The following is an 18,241-nucleotide window of genomic DNA, read 5'->3' on the forward strand; positions in this document are numbered from 1 at the left end:
CTTTGAAAGAGTCTTGGGTTACTTTGCATACATACATTTCACAAGGAACGCTTATGGATACGGTTGAAGAGTTGGGTGGGACATACTTTTACAACGGTATGCACAATCTGAGTGCTGGCGAATTATTCTTTTGGATTTTTGTAGAAGAGGCTCAGAAACAGCTAGGTACTCAAGATCTAGTCGCCTTAGCATTACTCGTCGGTGGATATCCTTCTATCTCCGTCACAGGAAAGTTAGATGTTCGTAGAGCGACCGCTGGTACGTCACCTTTATCCTATGCGTCAAGGCATGTGATTCGCTATAAAATGAAAAAACCGCTAAAAACTCTCACATGGGAAAATATGCTGCGTGGGAAATGGTCACCGACAAGAAGTCTCGGCGCGTTTGTTGGTAGGTGGGTGCCTTGGATCGGCGTAGTTATTACAATGTCTGACTTATGGACGATTTCCTCACGTTCATTGCGTCGGTATAACTTAATTGCGAGAAAAGGTGATCGACTATGAACCCAGAGGATAACCTTTCAGAAGATGTGATTACGTTCGTTCAACAAGAGTTGTTTGGCTCTCAGAAGCCCCCTTTTACCATCGATAAAAGCTTTCCAATTAATGTGGGGGAATATCCCATCGACAGTGAAGATGCTGACGAATTGTTAGTGGCTTTCGCAGAAAAATTCCATGTTGATTTTAAGTCTATGGAATGGAATGATTATTTTCCAAGAGTTGGCATTCCCTTCATTCCTAACTGTCTTTTGCCTAAATACCTTCAAACTGATCACAACAATCCAAAGCCGCTAACTATTGCCATGCTCATCGAATCCGCCAAGGCTGGCCGGTGGCTCTACTAGCCGGGTTCCCTGTTATGCCGCATTAGATCTGAATGTTTAGCATGTTTTTAAAGTATCGCTGGGAGCTGACGTTATAAAAGATTACGTCAAAAGCAAAGTAAAATGACAAGTTGAACCCCCGACCACTGAACTGGGTAACTGAATAACAATAACAATATTACAAGCAGTGCCTCATCACTTACCGGCCGTCGTGCCGGTTTTTTTGTGTCTATACGGTGAAGTTGCCGCCCCTAACCGATGCTCAGCCTAGCCGAACATTACGAGGCCGGTAACGGGGCAGCAAGATTTATATAAGGCCAAAGTTTAAAATTTCAAGCTTCAGTACTAGCCGGGTTCCCTCCCGGCCATGCTGTGTTAAATCACGCTCGTCACACGCTGTAGTATTGAGCAATGTTGCCGATCACTTCCGCAGCCAATGGCGCGTAGCTTTTACGATAGATAATCAGCTCCGCCACTTTAGAATCGACGTTAGATGCCTCAACTGTACCGTTGACGCCCCTCCGCGTTGCCCCGATTGTCGCAATAGCCAGATTCATCGCACCCACAGTTATACCCGCCGTCGATTTCGATGTTGTTGCATCGATGATAGTCATGTCGCCATTTTCTCGAACCATCCCGAAAACTACAGGGACATTAGTTGCCGGGCCGCCGGCGCTGACAGCGGCGCGGTCGTTATTGCTTGTCCCTGTCACTTTGCGGAACAAAGCACCCGCGCTTTGTCGTGCCGTACCGTTGTACTGCGCATTAGACTGAAACAGCATAAAATCATTAATTCCCGGGTTCGTACTGGCTCTCGCAGCTATTGAGAAAACTGTAAATTCCTGTGCGGGATCTTTGGGAATGCACGCCGCAAAAACAGATAAATCGGTCACGCCGTCGCTAAATTGCCGTGCCACGGGTTCGGGAACTTGCAAACAGTCATTAACACCATCAAACATCAGGCAATTTTTGCTATTTAATAAAATAACCGTCCCGTTTTTTACTACCATAGGTTGTGATTCAAGGACAGGCTGAAACGCATGTAATCCATTCCCGCTCTGGTCGTACCATATTGATACAAAGCCAGTGTTCGAACCGACAAATGCTTTTACTTCATCAATATTAACAGTGCCGAAATGAGCATAAAAATCCTGCTCTTGAGAGTCAGAGCTTCGACGGATGCGGATAATTGGCCCAACATAGCGCGTGCCTATCGCTCTCAGACTGTAGGCAACAATAGCGTCAGGGTAAGAGCCGAGGAAGTTGCCTTTGCCAATGTAATTACTGAATGTAGTATCAGTAGCAATAATTGATGTCGTCATTATTCAGCCTTTGCATTCGTAACCGTTGTGTTAACAATGGGCAGTGATGTGTTTATTTTATAAATATCGCCACCCTCTTTCCGCTGTCGTACAAAATTAAACATCGAATCTTTAATCGGTACGTCAATATTGAGTGGCACTTGCGAATAATTTGACGTTATTCCGTTCACGATAATGTTTGTTAAATCGCCCAGCGCAGAAGGTGAACCGTAAGCGCCGGTTTGCACAATGACCTGCGTTGCCCCCGCTGGGCCGGTGTCCTCGACGTCAGATACGGTTATCCCATCTATTTTGGCCCCGTTAGTGAGCAAGATACGAACTTGATTGTGCAGGGATTTCGACTTTACATCGCGGATAGTGATATTTTTAATATTATCACCCAGCGGATGTGGGGCGTCACCACTCACTTGCAGCGGCCAGATGTAACTTCCAGCGGGGTATTTTTGCTGGAAATTCAACAACGCGCTCAACGCAATAGTATCATCAGCCGTATTACCGGAAATACGCTCAACAACACCATTGCTGCATCCCATCCGAAAATCTATTCCATCGCCGTTTTTTACAGTCGTGTCGAAATTAATATCATGCAAATACATACCGTCGCAGCCTCGCTCCTGCGAAATAGCCCAGCATGTTGTTTTTCGCATCGTGAAACCGGCCAGTTCGTAGTTTTTACAATTCGCCAGCAGAATGCCGATTGTGCGCCAGCCGTACCAGTCGCCTGTCCACGGAATAACCGCGCCGCCATTTATTGGGTGCGGGGCAGAATAAGGCACATCCGGCCCTTCAATGAACGACTCTGTTTTACTGCTGCCGAGAATGCGAATATTGACATTCTCGTTTAATTCCCGCGCATAGCTGTATATGTTTGGCGGGTCTGGAACAATACCATCATTCCTTATGATATTGTCAAACTTGCGATTGGTTAATTTTAGCGTGGATTTGTCGAGATACAATGTTAAATTTGAATGAAGCAATAATGCTTCGTTGATTATCCACTTTCGGGTTTGCGGCTCTGAAACAGTATCAAGTCCGAGCACCAGCGTTCCCTCTCCCCGTTGCTTTAAAAACGCCAATGCAGCATTTATACGGTCGTGTTGAGTCACTCCCTCGAATTGATTCGGATTGACGACGACACCACGCGCTACATCTTCTAGTCTAATCCTGTACGGGTCATCAGAAACTTCGTCTTTTTTATCCGCGTGGTTAACAAAGAAGCCGTGAGTGCGACCCTGCGCATCCATGCCGTATAATACATTCCCGGCCTTATCAATAGTTTTATGCAGCCAGCCATCATCCCCGCCTTTTATTAAGCTGTATTCTGTCGATAGTGTATGGACATCAATAGAGCCATCTTCATTAGTGATAAGCGCTTTCCGCCCGACGCTATCATTCATGTTTATTGCAGAGTCTGACGGATTTTTATTAATTAATTTATTTATCGATTCAATATAACGACGGCTCGGTTCTGAATTAACAAACTCAGCAGCGTTCGCATTATTCCTGTACCAGTTGAATGCAACGGTCACGCCGTCGCCGTCAGGAATGGCCACTCGAAACATCTGTCCGTTGTCTGTACCTGCCAGTCCAGCAATCGTCCCGTCTGGGTCTTCTAAGGTGATGTAATACGTATTGGCGTCAGCGATGTTCTGTGCGTTTCCTGCGGCAGTCACCGCTACATCTTTTGCCGCGATCGTCTCAAGCTTAGCGTTCAAGACTGTTTCTTTATCTTCAGACGTAGAGGTGACCGCATCATCAATTTTTCCAAAATTGGTGAACAATATTCCTGTTTGCGCTTGAAAATATGACCAATAATCTACGGGAATTTCTGCCATCATGGCATCTTGCAATATCAAGGAATTAATGGATTTAGGAACAGTTAAATCAGTAACTGTAATTGTTCCCGAAAACCAATTATTTCCCTCCTTGGAAACAGAGACCGCATAGTTACCGTTGTTCAAGGTAAATGAATACCGCCCTATGGGATCTGTTTGAACTGATAGCGGTGTTCCGCCAAGAACAACAAGGTTTGTAGAAATAGAGGTAAGAACAATGTCTGCCGCACCAATCACGTTCCCTGCGGGCGATAGCAAAGTACCTTCAACGAGGATACTCATAGTTGGGTGCTCCCATTATATTGTTCGCGTTTTCTATTACCTACAGCCATCTCTGCCTGAGTTTTAACACCCAACTGATCGTTAAAGGCCTGGTAATGTTGTTGGGCTAACTGAGCGTTGGCACCGTTCTGGGAGTCTTTGGAAAAGCAGCGATAAAGCATCCATTCAATGATCGGGTTGGTATAGAGCTCATCCAGTGAAACAGGCGCTTCGCCATCAAGCTGCTGAATAGTGACAGCCTCAGGGATCCGCGATACCACCGAGTCCAGTTGCACACCCGCCTCGGCTCCGGGAAACACATAGAAGGTTCTTGGTGTTTGCTCGTCGTAGCAATAACCCTCAATGGCGCCGGCACTGAAATGCCAGTCAGGGAATTGCGTATCCAGAGCCTCGCGAGGTACTGGACGGATTACACGGCCACCAGCTACTCGGGTGATGTCCAACAACCGATTAGCCCCTTCTGGCAACTGCTGCTTGGTGCCCCCCACACAAGTCAGAAGCTCTGAGCTTTCCCCGGCGTCCGGGCGAACAATAATCACGGCGCGGATCGCGTCGTTGTAATAATCAAGGAGCTCCGCCTTGGGCCAGCGCATCCATGCGACATCCACGAGCTGCGTATTAACGCGCCCGATAATCTCGGCAACTTTTTGCATCAGTAGAACTCGTGCTTACGAACGGGGTTATAAAAGGAGGTGATCGGCGAATTATCCAGGGCATCGCGGAATGCACGGCGGTACCCCTCGACAAACTGAGCATTGAAATACCCTGCTCGCTGTGGATCCGACCATGGCTTACCAGGCATCATGAACAGGTCGTTCAATGCGCCGGCGGCAATAACGTCCAGATAGTCGTCGGCGAGTGCATCAGGAACATCCGTGACACTTCGACGCGGCTCAATAGCGAACAGAACTGCGACCTTTTCGAACGAACGAACAAAGGCGATATGGTTCGCAGACATGACGTTAAAGTCGATCCCCGCCACAAGGACATCGCCTGGCTCATCAGGCCGTCTCAGCTGCTCGGAGAGATCGATAACACGCAAGCGCTTAACGCATTTCACCAGTGAGCTTTCGGTCAACGCATACGTCGTTCCCGGCGTTGCGTCGGCCAATGTCAGCTCTTCACGACAGAACAATGACTCACGACAAAACGCGATAGCAGACTCAAGCACCGCCTGCCGCATCATGATTTCCAGCGGCCCGCTGATGTGGCGGCGGATCGCAGGTAGAAATACGTCAAGCGCTGCCATTACTCGCCGTCTCCGCCAGCCTGCTTACCGTTGATTGCATCACGAACACGGACGCGGAAATCACCAACCTTTTCCTGCGGATCCTGTTTCAGTTCCAACTCTTCGGCTTCAACCAGTGTTGCTAACTGCACGGCGGTAAGCTTGGCGAGATCAACCTCATCGTTACCGATTTTCACGACAAAGCTATTTTCTGCTGCCAATGCGGCCAAGCACTCATGTTCCAGACGTTCAGCTTCAGCCTGTTCTGATGCTGAATCCGCATTTGCTTTCAACACGCTTTCAAGCCGATCCGCTTTTATGAATACCGTCGGGTAATCAAGCAACCGATGTGCAATAGCTGACTCGACATCAACAGGGGCAAAACGCGGGAACACCAGACGGCTGCCGGTGATCGTGTCGCGCTTTTTGTCTTTTGGGCCAATATAGGCAACTGCGATAGTTTGGGTCATTGGAGTGCTCCAATAAAAAAGCCCGCACTTGGCGAGCCTCTTGGGGTTACGGGGATTAGCGGATCAGTAGCCAGTCGCTACATATTTAACATTGACCACCAGGCGGCCAGCGGCATCACCGCCACCAACCGTTGCGGTAATCTTCTCACCACTAGCAACCGTGCTGTACGGCACAATCGGTACCACTTTCGCTACTGCAGCAGCGTGACTGCCTGCAGCTACCAGCGTGGTGGTGCCGGACTTAATCGCCACAGTTACACCGGCCCCCAAAGCTTCACTGACGATATCGAGCGAATAGATGCGCATGCCGATTGGCATTTCCAGCAGTTCTACAACATCACCTGCTTTGGCCGCCGACAAAATGATCTGGCCTTCTGCAATCGACAGGTTGCCTTGCGGGCCCTGATACACCGCGTCTCGCATAGATGGTGCGATAATCGTTGCCATATTTTATTCTCCACAAAAAAGCAGGCCGGAGCCTGCTGGTTGAATTAACGGCCCAGCGTGATTGCCGAGTCCACTACCATGATGCCGTGATCGTTCACGCGCCCGTCTTTCTGCTGGAAACGGATTTTCTTCAGGCCGTTAATCCAGCTCACAGAGATTTCAGCGCCATTGTCATGGTCAACTTTCTCTTCGTGATAACCGAAGTGGCCGCCGCCCTCACCGGTACCGTAGGCATTACCCAACGCCTGACCGCCCAGCAACAATGCACGGTCAATGGTGGTACCAGCAGTTTTGTTGGAAACGCTGGCCGCGTTGTCGTTATTTGATACAGCGACGGTCGAACCCGTGTTAAAGCGGATCGGCATGCCGGAGTACTTCCGGATCAGGATGTTGCGCCACATCGCACACTCACCTTTAAACAGCGGATGATCGAAGCCCTTCGAACGGTTAACTGCACGCACCATCATCGCCTGCCAGTCTTTGCCAGAGGTTGAGGTATACCAGTCGTTCCACTGGCGCGGGGTGCAGTAGAGAACAAAGTACGGATCTTCGTCCTTCAATTCGTCTTTGGACATTTTGACCGGTTGCAGCGGGTGCGCCATTTCGTCCAGGAACAACGCGATGTTATCGATGGTGCCCAGGCTGAACAGATCGGCGGCATCCAGTTGCTCAAATGACGTCGCATCCCCGGCATAGAAATGACGGTCATACGTCGGTGGCATCACGTCATTGATCATGATCTTGCCGAACTCGCCATGTCCTGCGAGCGGCAGAATAGTGTCGTCAGCAATGAAGTCGCCGCGAGCACCAGCCAGGTGGACGGTCGCACACTGATCTTGCAGGTCATTGAAGTAGGTACCCAGCAAGACACGCGCAGTTTTGTTCAGGTTGTGCTTGAAACGCTGCTGTGACATTTTGCCCCCGGCATCTACCAGGTGACGTCCTTGGTTAATCTTCAGCGAGAAGTCAGCAAACGCGAGGTTTTCACCACGGCCAGCCAGCTTTTCGTCACCCATGGTCGGACGTTTGCTGAGCTTGTGGACGATCTGCATATCAACTTCATCGCCCTTTTGCTTTTGCAGATCTGTAATACGGACAACAGGTGCAGTAAAGCTGGTCTGCTTGGTGCCTTTCTTGTCCGGGTTAACGGCCTTCGGCGCTTCCTGTTGTTCAGTCAGCACGTTCACGAATGAGCGGTTGCGGTTCGCGGCAGTAAACAGCGCGACCTGTTGAAGCTTATTCGCTTGGGCGGAGGTAATGGTGGTCATGGATAACTCCCAAAAGAAAAACCCGCACAAGGCGGGCTATAGATAAATGATATTGGCCGTCAGATCAGAGCGATTGCTCTAACAGCGCATCGATTTGCGCTTCACTCATGCCAGAGAACATCGCCGTCAATTGCTGATGATCAGCACCGGCGGCTTGCTCAAGAAGCGTTGGTTGATGTGTGCTCGGCGAACCAAGTTCTGACGGTGAAGCTGGGATAGCTGCAACAACTTGAGCCGCGGCTAACTTGTCACTCGCCATTTTTTGGAGCTCTTCAGCGGTAGGTTGTGCAACTTGGACAGCGGCAGGAGATTGAGGCGCCTCAACACTCTCGCCATAAGCCGCCTTGGTGCGCTTAACCACTTCGTTAAATCGCTCTGTTAACGGTTTGTCTTTCCATGCAGGGTCGGCTTGCAGCTTCTCATCGAGATGAACCGCCAGACTAAAACGATCCGGATCCGCAGATTGCCACCCTTCAAGCTCTGGAGTGGCTTTCAACGCATCGGTGACCGGATTGCCTGTTGACTCAACCGGAGAAGGCTGCGTGCTTGGATTCGCCTTTTGCAGATAATCGATTTTCTGCACCAAAGTTTCGAACACACCGGATAGATCCGGGAATTCATCACGAATTTTCGCCAGTTGCTCGGGAGTGATTTGTGATTCTTCAGGTAATTTCGCTGGGGTCAATCCTGCCTGGTTAACCTGCTGCGTAAGCATCTGAAGCTGGCGCTTGGTTTGCTCCAGTTCAATACTCGCGCGTTGCTGGCTTTCAGCATTCCGACGGCTTTCGGCCCGCGCAGCTTCCAATACGGCATAGGGGATGACGTGCTTGCCGTCCTGAGCAGCGATACCTTTCGGCTGCTCTTCGGTTGCAGCATCACCTGTAGCGCTGGTTCCGGTCTGTTCAACAGTTACACCCGGCGGCGGTGTGACTCCAGTATCGCCCGTCTTAATCTGATCAACAGTCGCGGCGGCTTGTACCGCAGGATTTTCAGTACCGGCCGGAACCACAGCCGCGTCTGAAATCTCAACTTCACCCATACTGTCCAGCAGGGCTTCAATTTCCTCTGCCGTCTCATTACCCGTTAAATTATCAATATCCACGTCCCTACTCCTGCATGTCTATTTGTCGGATAGATCCGAAATGGAAAGGCGTATCGCTGCCCGTGCGAATAAGCGCTCTGTTGCCAAAGTGCTTAGCGGCACAAACAAAAATGCCCGCACGAGGTGGGCAAATACTCAAAAGAAAATCACAACAACACTGACCTTGACCGAGGGAAATAAAAAAGCCCCGCTTTTTAGGGCGAGGCTTTGTATCATTCCGAAATCTAGCGCGTATTTATTTCCAGCGCAATACCTTACACAGGGATGGAATCAATTTCGCCCTGAATAGTTTGCAGCATCTGGTCATTCAAAGCATTTATCTCAGCGGATACGTTCTCCATCTGTTGCAATATTTGCCCTGTCTGCGCCTGAGTGCGGGCATCGTTGAAGCGCTGGCCGTTGGCTAATGCCTGGTCACGCTCTGCTTGAGCAGCAATCCGCTTGCTTTCCGCCTCGAGCTTGGCAACCTTCCCGGCGATCTCCCTCATAGCCAACTCTTGCTGGGCCTGCTGCATTTTCTGCTCTTGCTGGGCTGCCTGTTGTTCCTCTGGCGTCATTTCGTCCGGTGCCTTCGGCGTACCCAGCGCACTGCGGATCCGCTCAATAAACTCCTGCTTGTTCGGCACATCCAGCAGTTCCACCCACATATCCAGCACCGTCGCCTGCACCTCCGGCGGCAGGCCGGTGATCACTTGAGACATACGCTCCGCCAGTTGCGATTTATAAGCTGGCGTCTGCTGAATAGGTGCCAGGGCAATATGCGCCCGCAGGCGAGAGACATCGTTATTCATCGGGCCTTGTTCTTCTTCGGCATTCAGCATGACCTCTTTGCGACGACGCTTATCATCGCGGTTGATGACCACTTTGTAATTGCGCCGGCGGCTCAAGTCCTCCAAAAGGTACGATAACAACAGTTGCCCGACCTGCTGACAGGCAAATTGGTAGTTGTCGTTGATTTCTGCCAGCGTAGTGGCACCTTGCTCTACCAGATTGCTAATAGCTATACCGCTTGATGCGCTTGAGTCCTGACCGAGGAATGCTGAGTACACGCCCATGCCATCTTGGATCAGCTTCATCGATTCCTGCATGACAGTAAACTGCTGCTGAGCCACCTGGAAATCCTGCTGCACCGTCAGCGCTTCCGCTATGGTCTTTTTGTTCTTGCGATCCGGGTTAAGGTTAACCACGCCGTCGGGCCGTTCGAGCTCTTCCGCCAGTTGTTTATCCGTCATGTTGGTAGCGTCAGCGTCTTTGATCACGCGCTTGGCCTGCAACAGCCATGTGAGCTTAATACGACGGAAATTCACTTCATCCTGTGCCGGAATAGCACGACAGGCCAGCCCATAGGGTGCGCCGGTTTTGTCTTTGCGGTAACCCCAGAATGGGATCAGCGGGAACATGCCCTGCGGAGCGGAGCATGGACGGTCAGTGATGAAGTGCGGGCCAACAAACCACGCTTCACGGATCCGGCTGACGCGGGCCATAGTGACCGATACGCGGCCGGTGGCCAGCGCCACAGCGTGCATAACGTTGTTCTTGTCGTATTCGATAACACGCCCGTTGGATAGCTCCATCACCGGCATCTGTTGATAGGTGCGGTAATAGATGACCTGCAGCATGACGCGCTTACGGTTCGACGTGATCCACTCGGCCTGGTCACGGCTATACGAGTTATATTCCTCATAACCGTTTATCAGATTGGACTCATCACCTTCCGCCAGATCGGTTTCGACAAAACCTTTCCATTCACGTACTGAATAATCGATAACGTCGGCATGCCCGGGGAACGAGCCTTTTACCTCATCGACATCCAGCCAACGCTTACGCATCAGCCAGCGGCAGTCACTCAGATCAGCCTCTCGGCTGAACCAGTCCCAGAACACTTCATTGCGGTGCACGGTACCCGCTTTGTACTTATTGCCAAACGGATCGCTATTGCGACGCACTTCAACCCAGCTTAGTCCCGCCTTGATTTGCTCAGCGTAGGCGTCGGAACGTGCTTTGTTCAGATTGCTTAGCCGGCAGGCGTCAGAGTATTCAGCATTGACCGCTTCCGCCATCTGCTCCATCTCTTCGCTCGGGTCGTCAGCAATGACCATCAGATCGGTGCGTGTCTTCGCCTCCATTCCAAGTACGCCGTCGATCGTCGGCGCAATAAGGTTGTGCATGGTTAATGGCTGTCCACGCTCCTTCAGTTTGGAAACAACCTCCGGCGCTAACTGATCACCATCGTAATAAGCGCAGGCCGTATTGGCTGTGGTTCTCCACTCGGGCTGAGAATCAATGTCAGCGGAGATATTTAACAGTTGTTGCAGTGTAAAGCGGTCGCGGTTGTCCGGCTGAGACTGTGTGTTCTCAGCGTCAATCATGGCTGTATTCATCAGTGAGACATCCAGTGTGTGGGTTTAGATCTGTCGATAGGTGTGACCTTCGGACGGGCTGGCATGCGGGCGCACATCTCTTGGGCGATGGCATAACTCATCACCTGGTCATCGTAACACCCGGATTGCGCCCCCATGGCACCCTTGGGGTCATACACGTAGGTGTTTGCTTCATTGACGGTGCCGATCCAGCGGATGCCGCTGACACCGTTGCGTAATAGGGTCTTCAAACCTTCAGTAATAACTGGTTTGCTTTGCTTGGTGGTCAACCAGCCAAGCTTTGGCGTTTCGTCGTCATCCTCACGGTCGAGGTACTGCTCAGCGTAGATAGCGCGCAGCGGGTAGATATCACGCAGCTTCTGCAACACTGCGTGACCATGGTTGTTTCGTTCCGGCCCGATATAGGCGGTGTTGTACCATTTGCCGACGTGCGCCAGCAGTTGCGCGAATAGCTCTGCATCGAGGTAGCCGAACCAATGCGCCACCTGCTCACCGTTGCTCTTCTTGATGACGTCAAACGATGATCGGTCGCCGTTTTCTAACCCTTCTGCGATATCAGCGCCAATAGCATAGTCTTCGTCCGGATCTGGAAGCTCCCAGACCAGCAGATGATTCAGCAGGGTACGGACAAGCTCTTTAGTTTCACCGCCTCGCAACCCCTGTGCTTTAGTCTTGGTGCCGGTTACCGGATCCATGTCGTACACCAGCAATGGCGGCTTGCAGTGACCTTGAGCGTTCATCGTGCTGATAGCATCGAATACCCGGCGGCCCGATGTCAGGAACGCCTCCAGCGGTGTGCTGGGGAACTCCTGTTTCATCTCGTCGCGCTGCTCAATTTCTTTGTTGATATACCACTGACGCTGCTCAGCACTGAGCGTGATCTGCATCGCCAGTTCAACCCCAGCAAAATATTCCCTGTGGTATTTGCTGAGACGTAGGCCAGCAGCCGGAACCTGCGCCACATACTTCGGATCCTGCCACCAGGCGAAGAAATGGAACTTCCAATCCTGAGTGGTCAGCTCGATGCCCGACTGCCCCAACTCCATTGAGCGTGTGCTCATTTCATGAAAATCACCGCCAACGCCCTCTGCTGTGCTTTCGATGAAAGCGATACAGCCATCGTGAATGGCGTTAAGCGTACCTGTTCGCACCTCTTTAGCCTTGGCTGGATACTTGGCGCAGATCTTCCCATGCTCGGAAATGTGCAGGCGCTGGACGGTACCGGATCGGAATGAAGTCGCCACCTGAATACTGCTGCCATTGGAAAACAAAATGTAACCGCCGTTCGCCCCGCTGCGCCGCTCTGTGATTTTGAAGTCTGCCCTCAACCACCCAGGCAGGTTGTCGAAAGGTATCGCTATCTTGGTACGGAAAATTTCGCCGGCCGCTGACTTGTCCTGCGCAATGATCCCGCACTTCAGGTTTTTGTTGAACAACGCCTGATCCAGCAGATAAATGTCGATTGCTGTTGAGAAGCCGAGCTGTCGTGCCTTCAGGATAATGTTGCGGTAATGCATCGATTCGAACAACGCGCGCTGCGCCGGCCGTAAACGGAACGTGACCAACTCGCCCTTTTCATTCTCGATCTTGTAGAGGTTGTTTAACCGCCACCATGGATTTGAGAGCTTGGTTACGATGAACAGGCGCTGCTGCGCGGCTGTCATTCCGCTCATCTCATCGTCAACGTTTGCCGAATCGTAGTGTGGCGCCGTCATTTGGACATCAACCCGTTATCGGTCATGCCCTGAATATCAGAGACGATGCCAGACAGCGGCGTGGTGACGTCTTTGCTTTCAGCCGTCAGCTTTTGCGTCTCAGCTTTCAGTTTGGCTGTGGCCGCAATAATGCGCAGCGTGTCTTCACTTAGCCGCGGGATATTGACAGCGTTCAGTTGCAGGCCGCTGAGCGTGCGCTCAATGGACTCAATGCGTCCGATATTCCTGTCGAGTCCCTGCTCAGCCTTGAGATACTTGTCATAAAGCTCAATACGCGTTTCAACGCTCTCGGCCTTCTGCAAATCCTCCATGATCTGCTTCATTGTCTTGGTGACAGACAACGCACGAGCGCGGGTGAATATCAGCTCGTCGCGCAGATCGGAATCAGCAACAGCATCGAACAGCTCGTCAGCATCCAGATACTTCGAATACGCGGAGTGTTTGCGCGCTGCCTGATTACGGTGCTTGTACATTGTGACCGGCGCAGAATTGCCACGGTTGCCAGCAGCGTTTCTGTTGCCAGCAGTAAATCTGCCGCCGCCATCGCGCCCGGAGTTTGGTTTCGCATCAGGATCCGGAGCTGTTTCAGTCTCTTCACTTGCGTCTGCTGATACATGTTCATCGTCATCTACTGAATCATCACTACCTGCGCAGTTTTGCGCATTCTCATTGCGCTGCGCACTGTGCGCAGTATTGCGCTGTTTGTTTTGCGCAGATTGCGCAGCACGAGGTTTGATGTAGCGCCGGGCCGACTGGTAGTTCAACCCACGGTTCTCACACCACTGCTGAGCTGTTATCCCTGTAGCTGCATTGTCCCTGAGGAACTCAGCCTGCAGCGCTTTCCAGTCATGCTTTGCCATGTGATGTGTTTACTGCTCTCTTCCATTGACCATTAGACAGCCCACCCTGGTGGATGAGCTGTGTGATGGCTTATGCAACGGGCTGTGTTGAGTTGGTGTAAGTCGCAACCGTCTTGCCAGCCGCATTCGTTACATAGGCAGTATCCCCAGGAAACAGGTGATACTTCTCGTCACCGCCGGTATCGATCACTGAAAGGGCTTTGCTCTCCCCATTCCAAATAACTTCATTGCCGCCGATTAGGCGCTCTTGCTTGGTGGCGTACTTCAACTTGATGGTGAACATGTTGTTTCTCCTGTTTCTGATAGTAAAAAGCCCCGGCGATTACCGAGGCTAATAGTTCGTTTCCGTCACTGTTACTGAATTGCCAGCCAGTCATCGGCCAGCATGTCAGTCTGGCTGGCTAACCATGGAACTCGTGCGCCAGGCGTCGTCTTTGCATCACCTGGGTAAGACATAAAGATATAGGGCAGTGTCATTTTGCTGTTGGTATCCGGAACCTGCAGTTCCAACCACAGGCCTTTTCCATTCCACCCTGCCCGAGCAACCTTCTTCCCTGATTGCAGCGCCTTGATGGCTTCGCCAAACACCAGTCCAGCGCCAACCACATCGCCACTGGTTTTATTGCTCACATTAGCGGAGCCGCAGGATTCGTTGCTTCCAGCGGTCAACGGTGTGTTCTCATGCAATTTCTGCCGGAGTAAGTACCCCTCAAGTCCCCAGATTTTGTTCACCGCATTCTGTAACGCGATTTTACGGCCAATTTCTTCGTCAAAGTTCTCAGGGCTGGCGCATGCGCTTTCACCAGTGACGGTATATCCGTTCTCCAGCGTGATGCAGCAGATGATCACCGTGGTGCCAGGGAACCGATGATACTGGCCCACCTTCTGCAGGCGTTCGATGTGTTCAGGGGTAATGCGTGGCGCAGTCAGCCCCTTGCGTAGAATTTCCTGTTCGATTTCGATTTCAGTCATAGTTGTTCCTGTGAGGTTGGTTGTTGGTGTGGGAGGCTTCGAATACTCGCGCGGTCGCTGTTCGCCCTGTCCAGCAAGGTGAGTAACGGGTCAATCCAAAGAACCGCCTGGCGGTATGTCAGTCTGCCGGCGGCAGTGGAACCAGAAGCGGATCCGTCAGGTTTGCCGGTATCACGCATTGCGTCGGCACGTAGACCGTTCGTGTACGCGTACAGGCGCTGAGCAGTAGCGTTAGGGATATAGCGATCAGCGCATTCCTCAGTTTTAAGGTCGTTGCGGTTTTCAATTTGCCGTTCCTCGCTCTTGGCAGAGATGGTGGCGTTGTACTTACTGGCGGCGGCTGATATCTCATTGGCGCGCTGGAACTGGAATGCTTGCTGGGCATTAGTGACAGTGGCCGTATCCAGATCACTCCGCGCCTGGCTTAGTTCCCCATCCTTTCCCACGGATACACCGTAGAAGTGGAAAGCAGTCCAGCCGAGCGCAAAGATCACCGCCAGCAATACACCGGCAATGGTGAGCAGTATTTTGTTGGTCATCTCGGGATCCGGGCTTAACGCCGTTTGCTATGGAAAATGTGAAGGCAACGACAACCAACGCGATTGTAGATTTCGCGTACCGTTACCGATGCGGGGGTATTCATGCAGATATTGGCCTGAATTGGCCTATTTTCAGTGAGCCAGGCAGAGTGCCTTCTCTTTGTCGCGACGAATTACCAGTCCCTTAAGTACCTTTCCCGCGGCATAAATCCATCGGGGCAACTGCTCACAAGCATCTACGTTTTTTTCAGCCAGCAGATATTGGTACATCGTCGATCGGGTGAATTGGCCGCAGCCGACATTAAAAATAAAACTCCCGACTCCATCGAATACACCCTGAGGGAGTTGCTTCCCCAGTTTGCGTTCTACATTCACCTCGATGCAGTTCTGCGCATCCAGTTGGTCTTCTGCAAACCACTGGGCGATCTGCTGGTCACTGGCCTTACTGACAGCGGCGACGCCTTTCCCGGTATGGCCGATTCCCTGCGTGATGATTTTGGCAGGGCACAGATACGGATCCCGACGGCAGCTCTCCGCATTCCCCATGACTTCCATCGCCGCTTTGGAGAATCGGAGGGGATTACCATTCGCCGATTTGAATTCGCCCGCTTGGTTCAGTACCAGCCCGATAATCACGGACACAGAGCAAACGACGGCGGTAACCTTCTTTTTAATCGTCATTTAACACGCCCCGGTATGATTGCTGCGCCGGACAACGAGGCTTGCTCGATGGCGCGCGTTTGGCGACGCTGGAAGTAAATATTTGCTGCGAATGTCGCTATCGCAATGATGATACCGATGACGATCGCCCAATCGTTTAGGGTGAGATCGTTAAACCATTTGCCCACTTTCCCCACCAGCACAAGAAACCCCGAAGAGAGGTAGGCCGCGAGGCTTGCTTTCTCCTGCATTTTCATACTCCACCTCCCCTGCTTGGGGGAATAAAAAAAGCCTGCTGGGCGAACCATGCAGGCTTAGGACTGACCAATAAAAAAGCCGAAGTAGCTTTAAGCATACTCCGGCATCTTTCGGAAATTTAGCGCGTATTCTATGTAAGGTCAACGCCTTGCTGTAATAGTCCCGCGTCATTTAAAGCAAGAACCACATTCATCTGCTGATTGTGCACTTTCTCACGATCTTGCGCAGTTTTTATGACTTCTTGCCACAACTTACTTACCCCAATTTTTACATCCGGGTTGGACAGTAAATATTGAGCAGCACTGATCGCATATTGCTGGTTCAAATACCCTTTGCGAAGATAATTCCCCCGTGGAACACCATTTACCCAACCATTTTGGCAAAGGCCGAGAAATGCACCTCTTGGACAACCTTTCTCTTTGCCTTGTACGGCGGTATCCCATGCAATATCAGGTGAAACACCACTATCGATAATCGCCCTAACCGCCACCAGCGCAATTGAACCATAGATCGTGCTTTCAGCATTCTTCATCATATTTCTCATTTGCTATACGATCGGCAAGCAATGACGTGGCATTCGATTCTTCGATATACAACCAGCTCATGCATTGCTTAACCAGATCCGAATACTGGCTTACCCAGTCACCCGGCTCAACAGCAGCCCCTATGATACGCATCGATTTACGTAGATGCTCCATATTGGCTGGAATCTTGCCTTTACCACCACATTCTTCGCACTCTACCGGGTGCGGCCTAACAGTGCGGCCGGTACCGGAACAACGTGGGCAAATATTGGTTGTGGTTGCGTGGCGCTCAGACCAGGCGCGTAATGCTGCACGTTCCCGCTCAATCCGCGTATTTAAATCGGCAATTTCTAACCCAGCCTCAACGTAAACAGCATCGCTGATCTGCGCTTGGCTACGTTGCTTGTCCAAAACCTTTATCTCGGCCTGCAGCGCCTCAATATTCTTGCGGGTGTGTGCTGTGCGCGGCCCATATCGGCGGAGCAATGTGGCAATGTGCGCCACCTGCGCTGGAAGGTTACGTTCGAGTACCATACTGAGTGCTAACTGACATGCTGCCGCCGCACGCTCAGGATGTGGGCGCTGATGTACCCATTCATTGATCGCCGCACGTAGCCGCTGCTCTGCTTTAACGTCGTTACGGTACTTCGTCATCAGCAGATCAAGACCGACTGAATGCTGGTGCTGCGCGGCGGCGAATGCCCCGAGGATCTGCTCCCTGGTCAGAGAAGCACGTCCACGCCCTACATTCATTGACTCCGCGCTAACACAGCGCGGATCGTGCATTTTTATGAGTTGTTCTATTGCGTTGGTCATTGGTCAGTCCTGTGAGTAAGTCACAGAGCTGATTGTAATAATCGCCACCATAAAAGCAACGACATACGAATTTATGAGCTTGCTCCAGTAATCAAACCAATTAACGGGCCAACTACCGCCGGTAAACCTTGCGAAATTGAAACTGAATCGGCTAAAGCACCTATTACCTTTATAACCTGCCCACCAAGTTTGTCGTCAGACAAGAATCCTTTATATTCTTTATCAAAAACTGCATTTCCAACTAAAGTATTGACTGCATCCTCAATCGGTTCACATCCAGATATCTGGTAATCTTCGATCGCAGAAATCACCTTGCGTAAATACTTGCATATTTTTTCCTTTACGACCTTATTAATATCACTGCTTATTATTTCTTCCAGAAGGAGCATTAACTCCATTTTATACGTAGACATCTGTTCTTCATTTATCGACTTATGCTCCCCCTTTACATGAATAATCGTCTGTAAAAGGCGTAACTCTCCCATGGCGTTTTCTGTGATATTACCAATGAATGTTGACCATTGACCATTTAGGCTTTGTTTGAAAAATGCGCCATTAACCTGAGCCTCCCAGTGGTTAGTTTGCCAAAGGTCAGGGGTCAAATTATCAGAAAGTACCTTAATTATTTGTTTAGGGAGCAACATCACATTAGCCAGTTTGAACATCAACTCATCCTGTTCTTCCGCATTGAGAAGTTGCATCCAAACTTCTCTGCAATTTGCAGTTGTGTCTATACGTC

Annotated in this window: 21 protein-coding genes; 2 read left to right on the forward strand and 19 right to left on the reverse strand. The window is 50.9% G+C overall.

Annotated features, from left to right (window positions below; all coding sequences use genetic code 11):
* Window positions 1-53 precede the first annotated feature (53 nt).
* On the forward strand, window positions 54-503 hold the full coding sequence (locus BEI65_RS05125; protein WP_099062409.1) for an STM2901 family protein: 450 nt from the start codon (window positions 54-56) through the stop codon (window positions 501-503).
* Complete coding sequence (locus BEI65_RS05130) at window positions 500-844, forward strand: DUF1493 family protein (RefSeq protein WP_099062410.1); 345 nt, start codon at window positions 500-502, stop codon at window positions 842-844. The genes BEI65_RS05125 and BEI65_RS05130 overlap by 4 nt, the downstream gene beginning before the upstream one ends.
* 368 nt (window positions 845-1,212) lie before the next feature.
* Here the strand turns inward: BEI65_RS05130 and BEI65_RS05135 are convergent, their stop codons facing one another.
* The 19 genes from BEI65_RS05135 to BEI65_RS05225 all read right to left on the reverse strand — a co-directional run bounded on the left by BEI65_RS05135 (window position 1,213) and on the right by BEI65_RS05225 (window position 18,203).
* Complete coding sequence (locus tag BEI65_RS05135; protein ID WP_099062411.1) at window positions 1,213-2,145, reverse strand: arabinofuranosidase catalytic domain-containing protein; 933 nt, start codon at window positions 2,143-2,145, stop codon at window positions 1,213-1,215.
* Window positions 2,145-4,262, reverse strand: a complete 2,118-nt coding sequence (locus tag BEI65_RS05140; protein WP_099062412.1) for a prophage tail fiber N-terminal domain-containing protein — start codon at window positions 4,260-4,262, stop codon at window positions 2,145-2,147. Before BEI65_RS05140 ends, BEI65_RS05135 begins: the two co-directional genes overlap by 1 nt.
* Entirely contained in the window at window positions 4,259-4,915 is a 657-nt protein-coding gene (locus BEI65_RS05145; RefSeq protein ID WP_099062413.1) for a DUF6682 family protein, read from the reverse strand. The genes BEI65_RS05140 and BEI65_RS05145 overlap by 4 nt, the downstream gene beginning before the upstream one ends.
* The gene (locus BEI65_RS05150) at window positions 4,915-5,511 is read right to left on the reverse strand and encodes a hypothetical protein (protein WP_099062414.1); all 597 of its coding nucleotides are present in this window, start codon (window positions 5,509-5,511) and stop codon (window positions 4,915-4,917) included. The genes BEI65_RS05145 and BEI65_RS05150 overlap by 1 nt, the downstream gene beginning before the upstream one ends.
* Window positions 5,511-5,960 (reverse strand): hypothetical protein, encoded by a 450-nt coding sequence (locus tag BEI65_RS05155; RefSeq protein ID WP_099062415.1) that lies wholly within the window; start codon window positions 5,958-5,960, stop codon window positions 5,511-5,513. The genes BEI65_RS05150 and BEI65_RS05155 overlap by 1 nt, the downstream gene beginning before the upstream one ends.
* Window positions 5,961-6,023: 63 nt before the next feature.
* On the reverse strand, window positions 6,024-6,407 hold the full coding sequence (locus BEI65_RS05160; RefSeq protein ID WP_099062416.1) for a hypothetical protein: 384 nt from the start codon (window positions 6,405-6,407) through the stop codon (window positions 6,024-6,026).
* A 44-nt stretch (window positions 6,408-6,451) separates the two neighbouring features.
* Window positions 6,452-7,675 carry a N4-gp56 family major capsid protein gene (locus BEI65_RS05165; protein ID WP_099062417.1) on the reverse strand — a complete coding sequence of 408 codons (1,224 nt, stop codon included), beginning with the start codon at window positions 7,673-7,675 and terminating at the stop codon, window positions 6,452-6,454.
* A 64-nt stretch (window positions 7,676-7,739) separates the two neighbouring features.
* On the reverse strand, window positions 7,740-8,777 hold the full coding sequence (locus BEI65_RS05170; RefSeq protein WP_099062418.1) for a hypothetical protein: 1,038 nt from the start codon (window positions 8,775-8,777) through the stop codon (window positions 7,740-7,742).
* 254 nt (window positions 8,778-9,031) lie between these two features.
* On the reverse strand, window positions 9,032-11,146 hold the full coding sequence (locus BEI65_RS05175; RefSeq protein WP_099062543.1) for a portal protein: 2,115 nt from the start codon (window positions 11,144-11,146) through the stop codon (window positions 9,032-9,034).
* An 11-nt stretch (window positions 11,147-11,157) separates the two neighbouring features.
* The gene (locus BEI65_RS05180) at window positions 11,158-12,822 is read right to left on the reverse strand and encodes a terminase (RefSeq protein WP_099062544.1); all 1,665 of its coding nucleotides are present in this window, start codon (window positions 12,820-12,822) and stop codon (window positions 11,158-11,160) included.
* Between the two features lie 47 nt (window positions 12,823-12,869).
* Window positions 12,870-13,733, reverse strand: coding sequence for a terminase (locus BEI65_RS05185; protein WP_099062419.1), 864 nt, complete (start codon window positions 13,731-13,733; stop codon window positions 12,870-12,872).
* 70 nt (window positions 13,734-13,803) lie between these two features.
* Window positions 13,804-14,016 (reverse strand): hypothetical protein, encoded by a 213-nt coding sequence (locus BEI65_RS05190; protein WP_099062420.1) that lies wholly within the window; start codon window positions 14,014-14,016, stop codon window positions 13,804-13,806.
* A 71-nt stretch (window positions 14,017-14,087) separates the two neighbouring features.
* On the reverse strand, window positions 14,088-14,705 hold the full coding sequence (locus tag BEI65_RS27375) for a Gp49 family protein (RefSeq protein ID WP_099062421.1): 618 nt from the start codon (window positions 14,703-14,705) through the stop codon (window positions 14,088-14,090).
* Entirely contained in the window at window positions 14,702-15,244 is a 543-nt protein-coding gene (locus BEI65_RS05200) for a DUF2570 domain-containing protein (RefSeq protein WP_099062422.1), read from the reverse strand. Before BEI65_RS05200 ends, BEI65_RS27375 begins: the two co-directional genes overlap by 4 nt.
* A 132-nt stretch (window positions 15,245-15,376) precedes the next feature.
* On the reverse strand, window positions 15,377-15,925 hold the full coding sequence (locus tag BEI65_RS05205; protein ID WP_099062423.1) for a lysozyme: 549 nt from the start codon (window positions 15,923-15,925) through the stop codon (window positions 15,377-15,379).
* Window positions 15,922-16,161, reverse strand: coding sequence for a phage holin (locus BEI65_RS05210; RefSeq protein ID WP_232518988.1), 240 nt, complete (start codon window positions 16,159-16,161; stop codon window positions 15,922-15,924). The genes BEI65_RS05205 and BEI65_RS05210 overlap by 4 nt, the downstream gene beginning before the upstream one ends.
* 131 nt (window positions 16,162-16,292) lie before the next feature.
* On the reverse strand, window positions 16,293-16,697 hold the full coding sequence (locus BEI65_RS05215) for a hypothetical protein (RefSeq protein ID WP_157765423.1): 405 nt from the start codon (window positions 16,695-16,697) through the stop codon (window positions 16,293-16,295).
* Window positions 16,681-17,502 carry a TIGR02642 family protein gene (locus BEI65_RS05220; RefSeq protein ID WP_099062425.1) on the reverse strand — a complete coding sequence of 274 codons (822 nt, stop codon included), beginning with the start codon at window positions 17,500-17,502 and terminating at the stop codon, window positions 16,681-16,683. Before BEI65_RS05220 ends, BEI65_RS05215 begins: the two co-directional genes overlap by 17 nt.
* 71 nt (window positions 17,503-17,573) lie before the next feature.
* Entirely contained in the window at window positions 17,574-18,203 is a 630-nt protein-coding gene (locus BEI65_RS05225) for a hypothetical protein (RefSeq protein WP_232518990.1), read from the reverse strand.
* Window positions 18,204-18,241 lie beyond the last annotated feature (38 nt).

The sequence above is a fragment of the Serratia sp. BW106 genome (genome assembly GCF_002607755.1).
In the GTDB taxonomy this organism is placed as follows: Bacteria; Pseudomonadota; Gammaproteobacteria; order Enterobacterales; family Enterobacteriaceae; genus Serratia; species Serratia proteamaculans.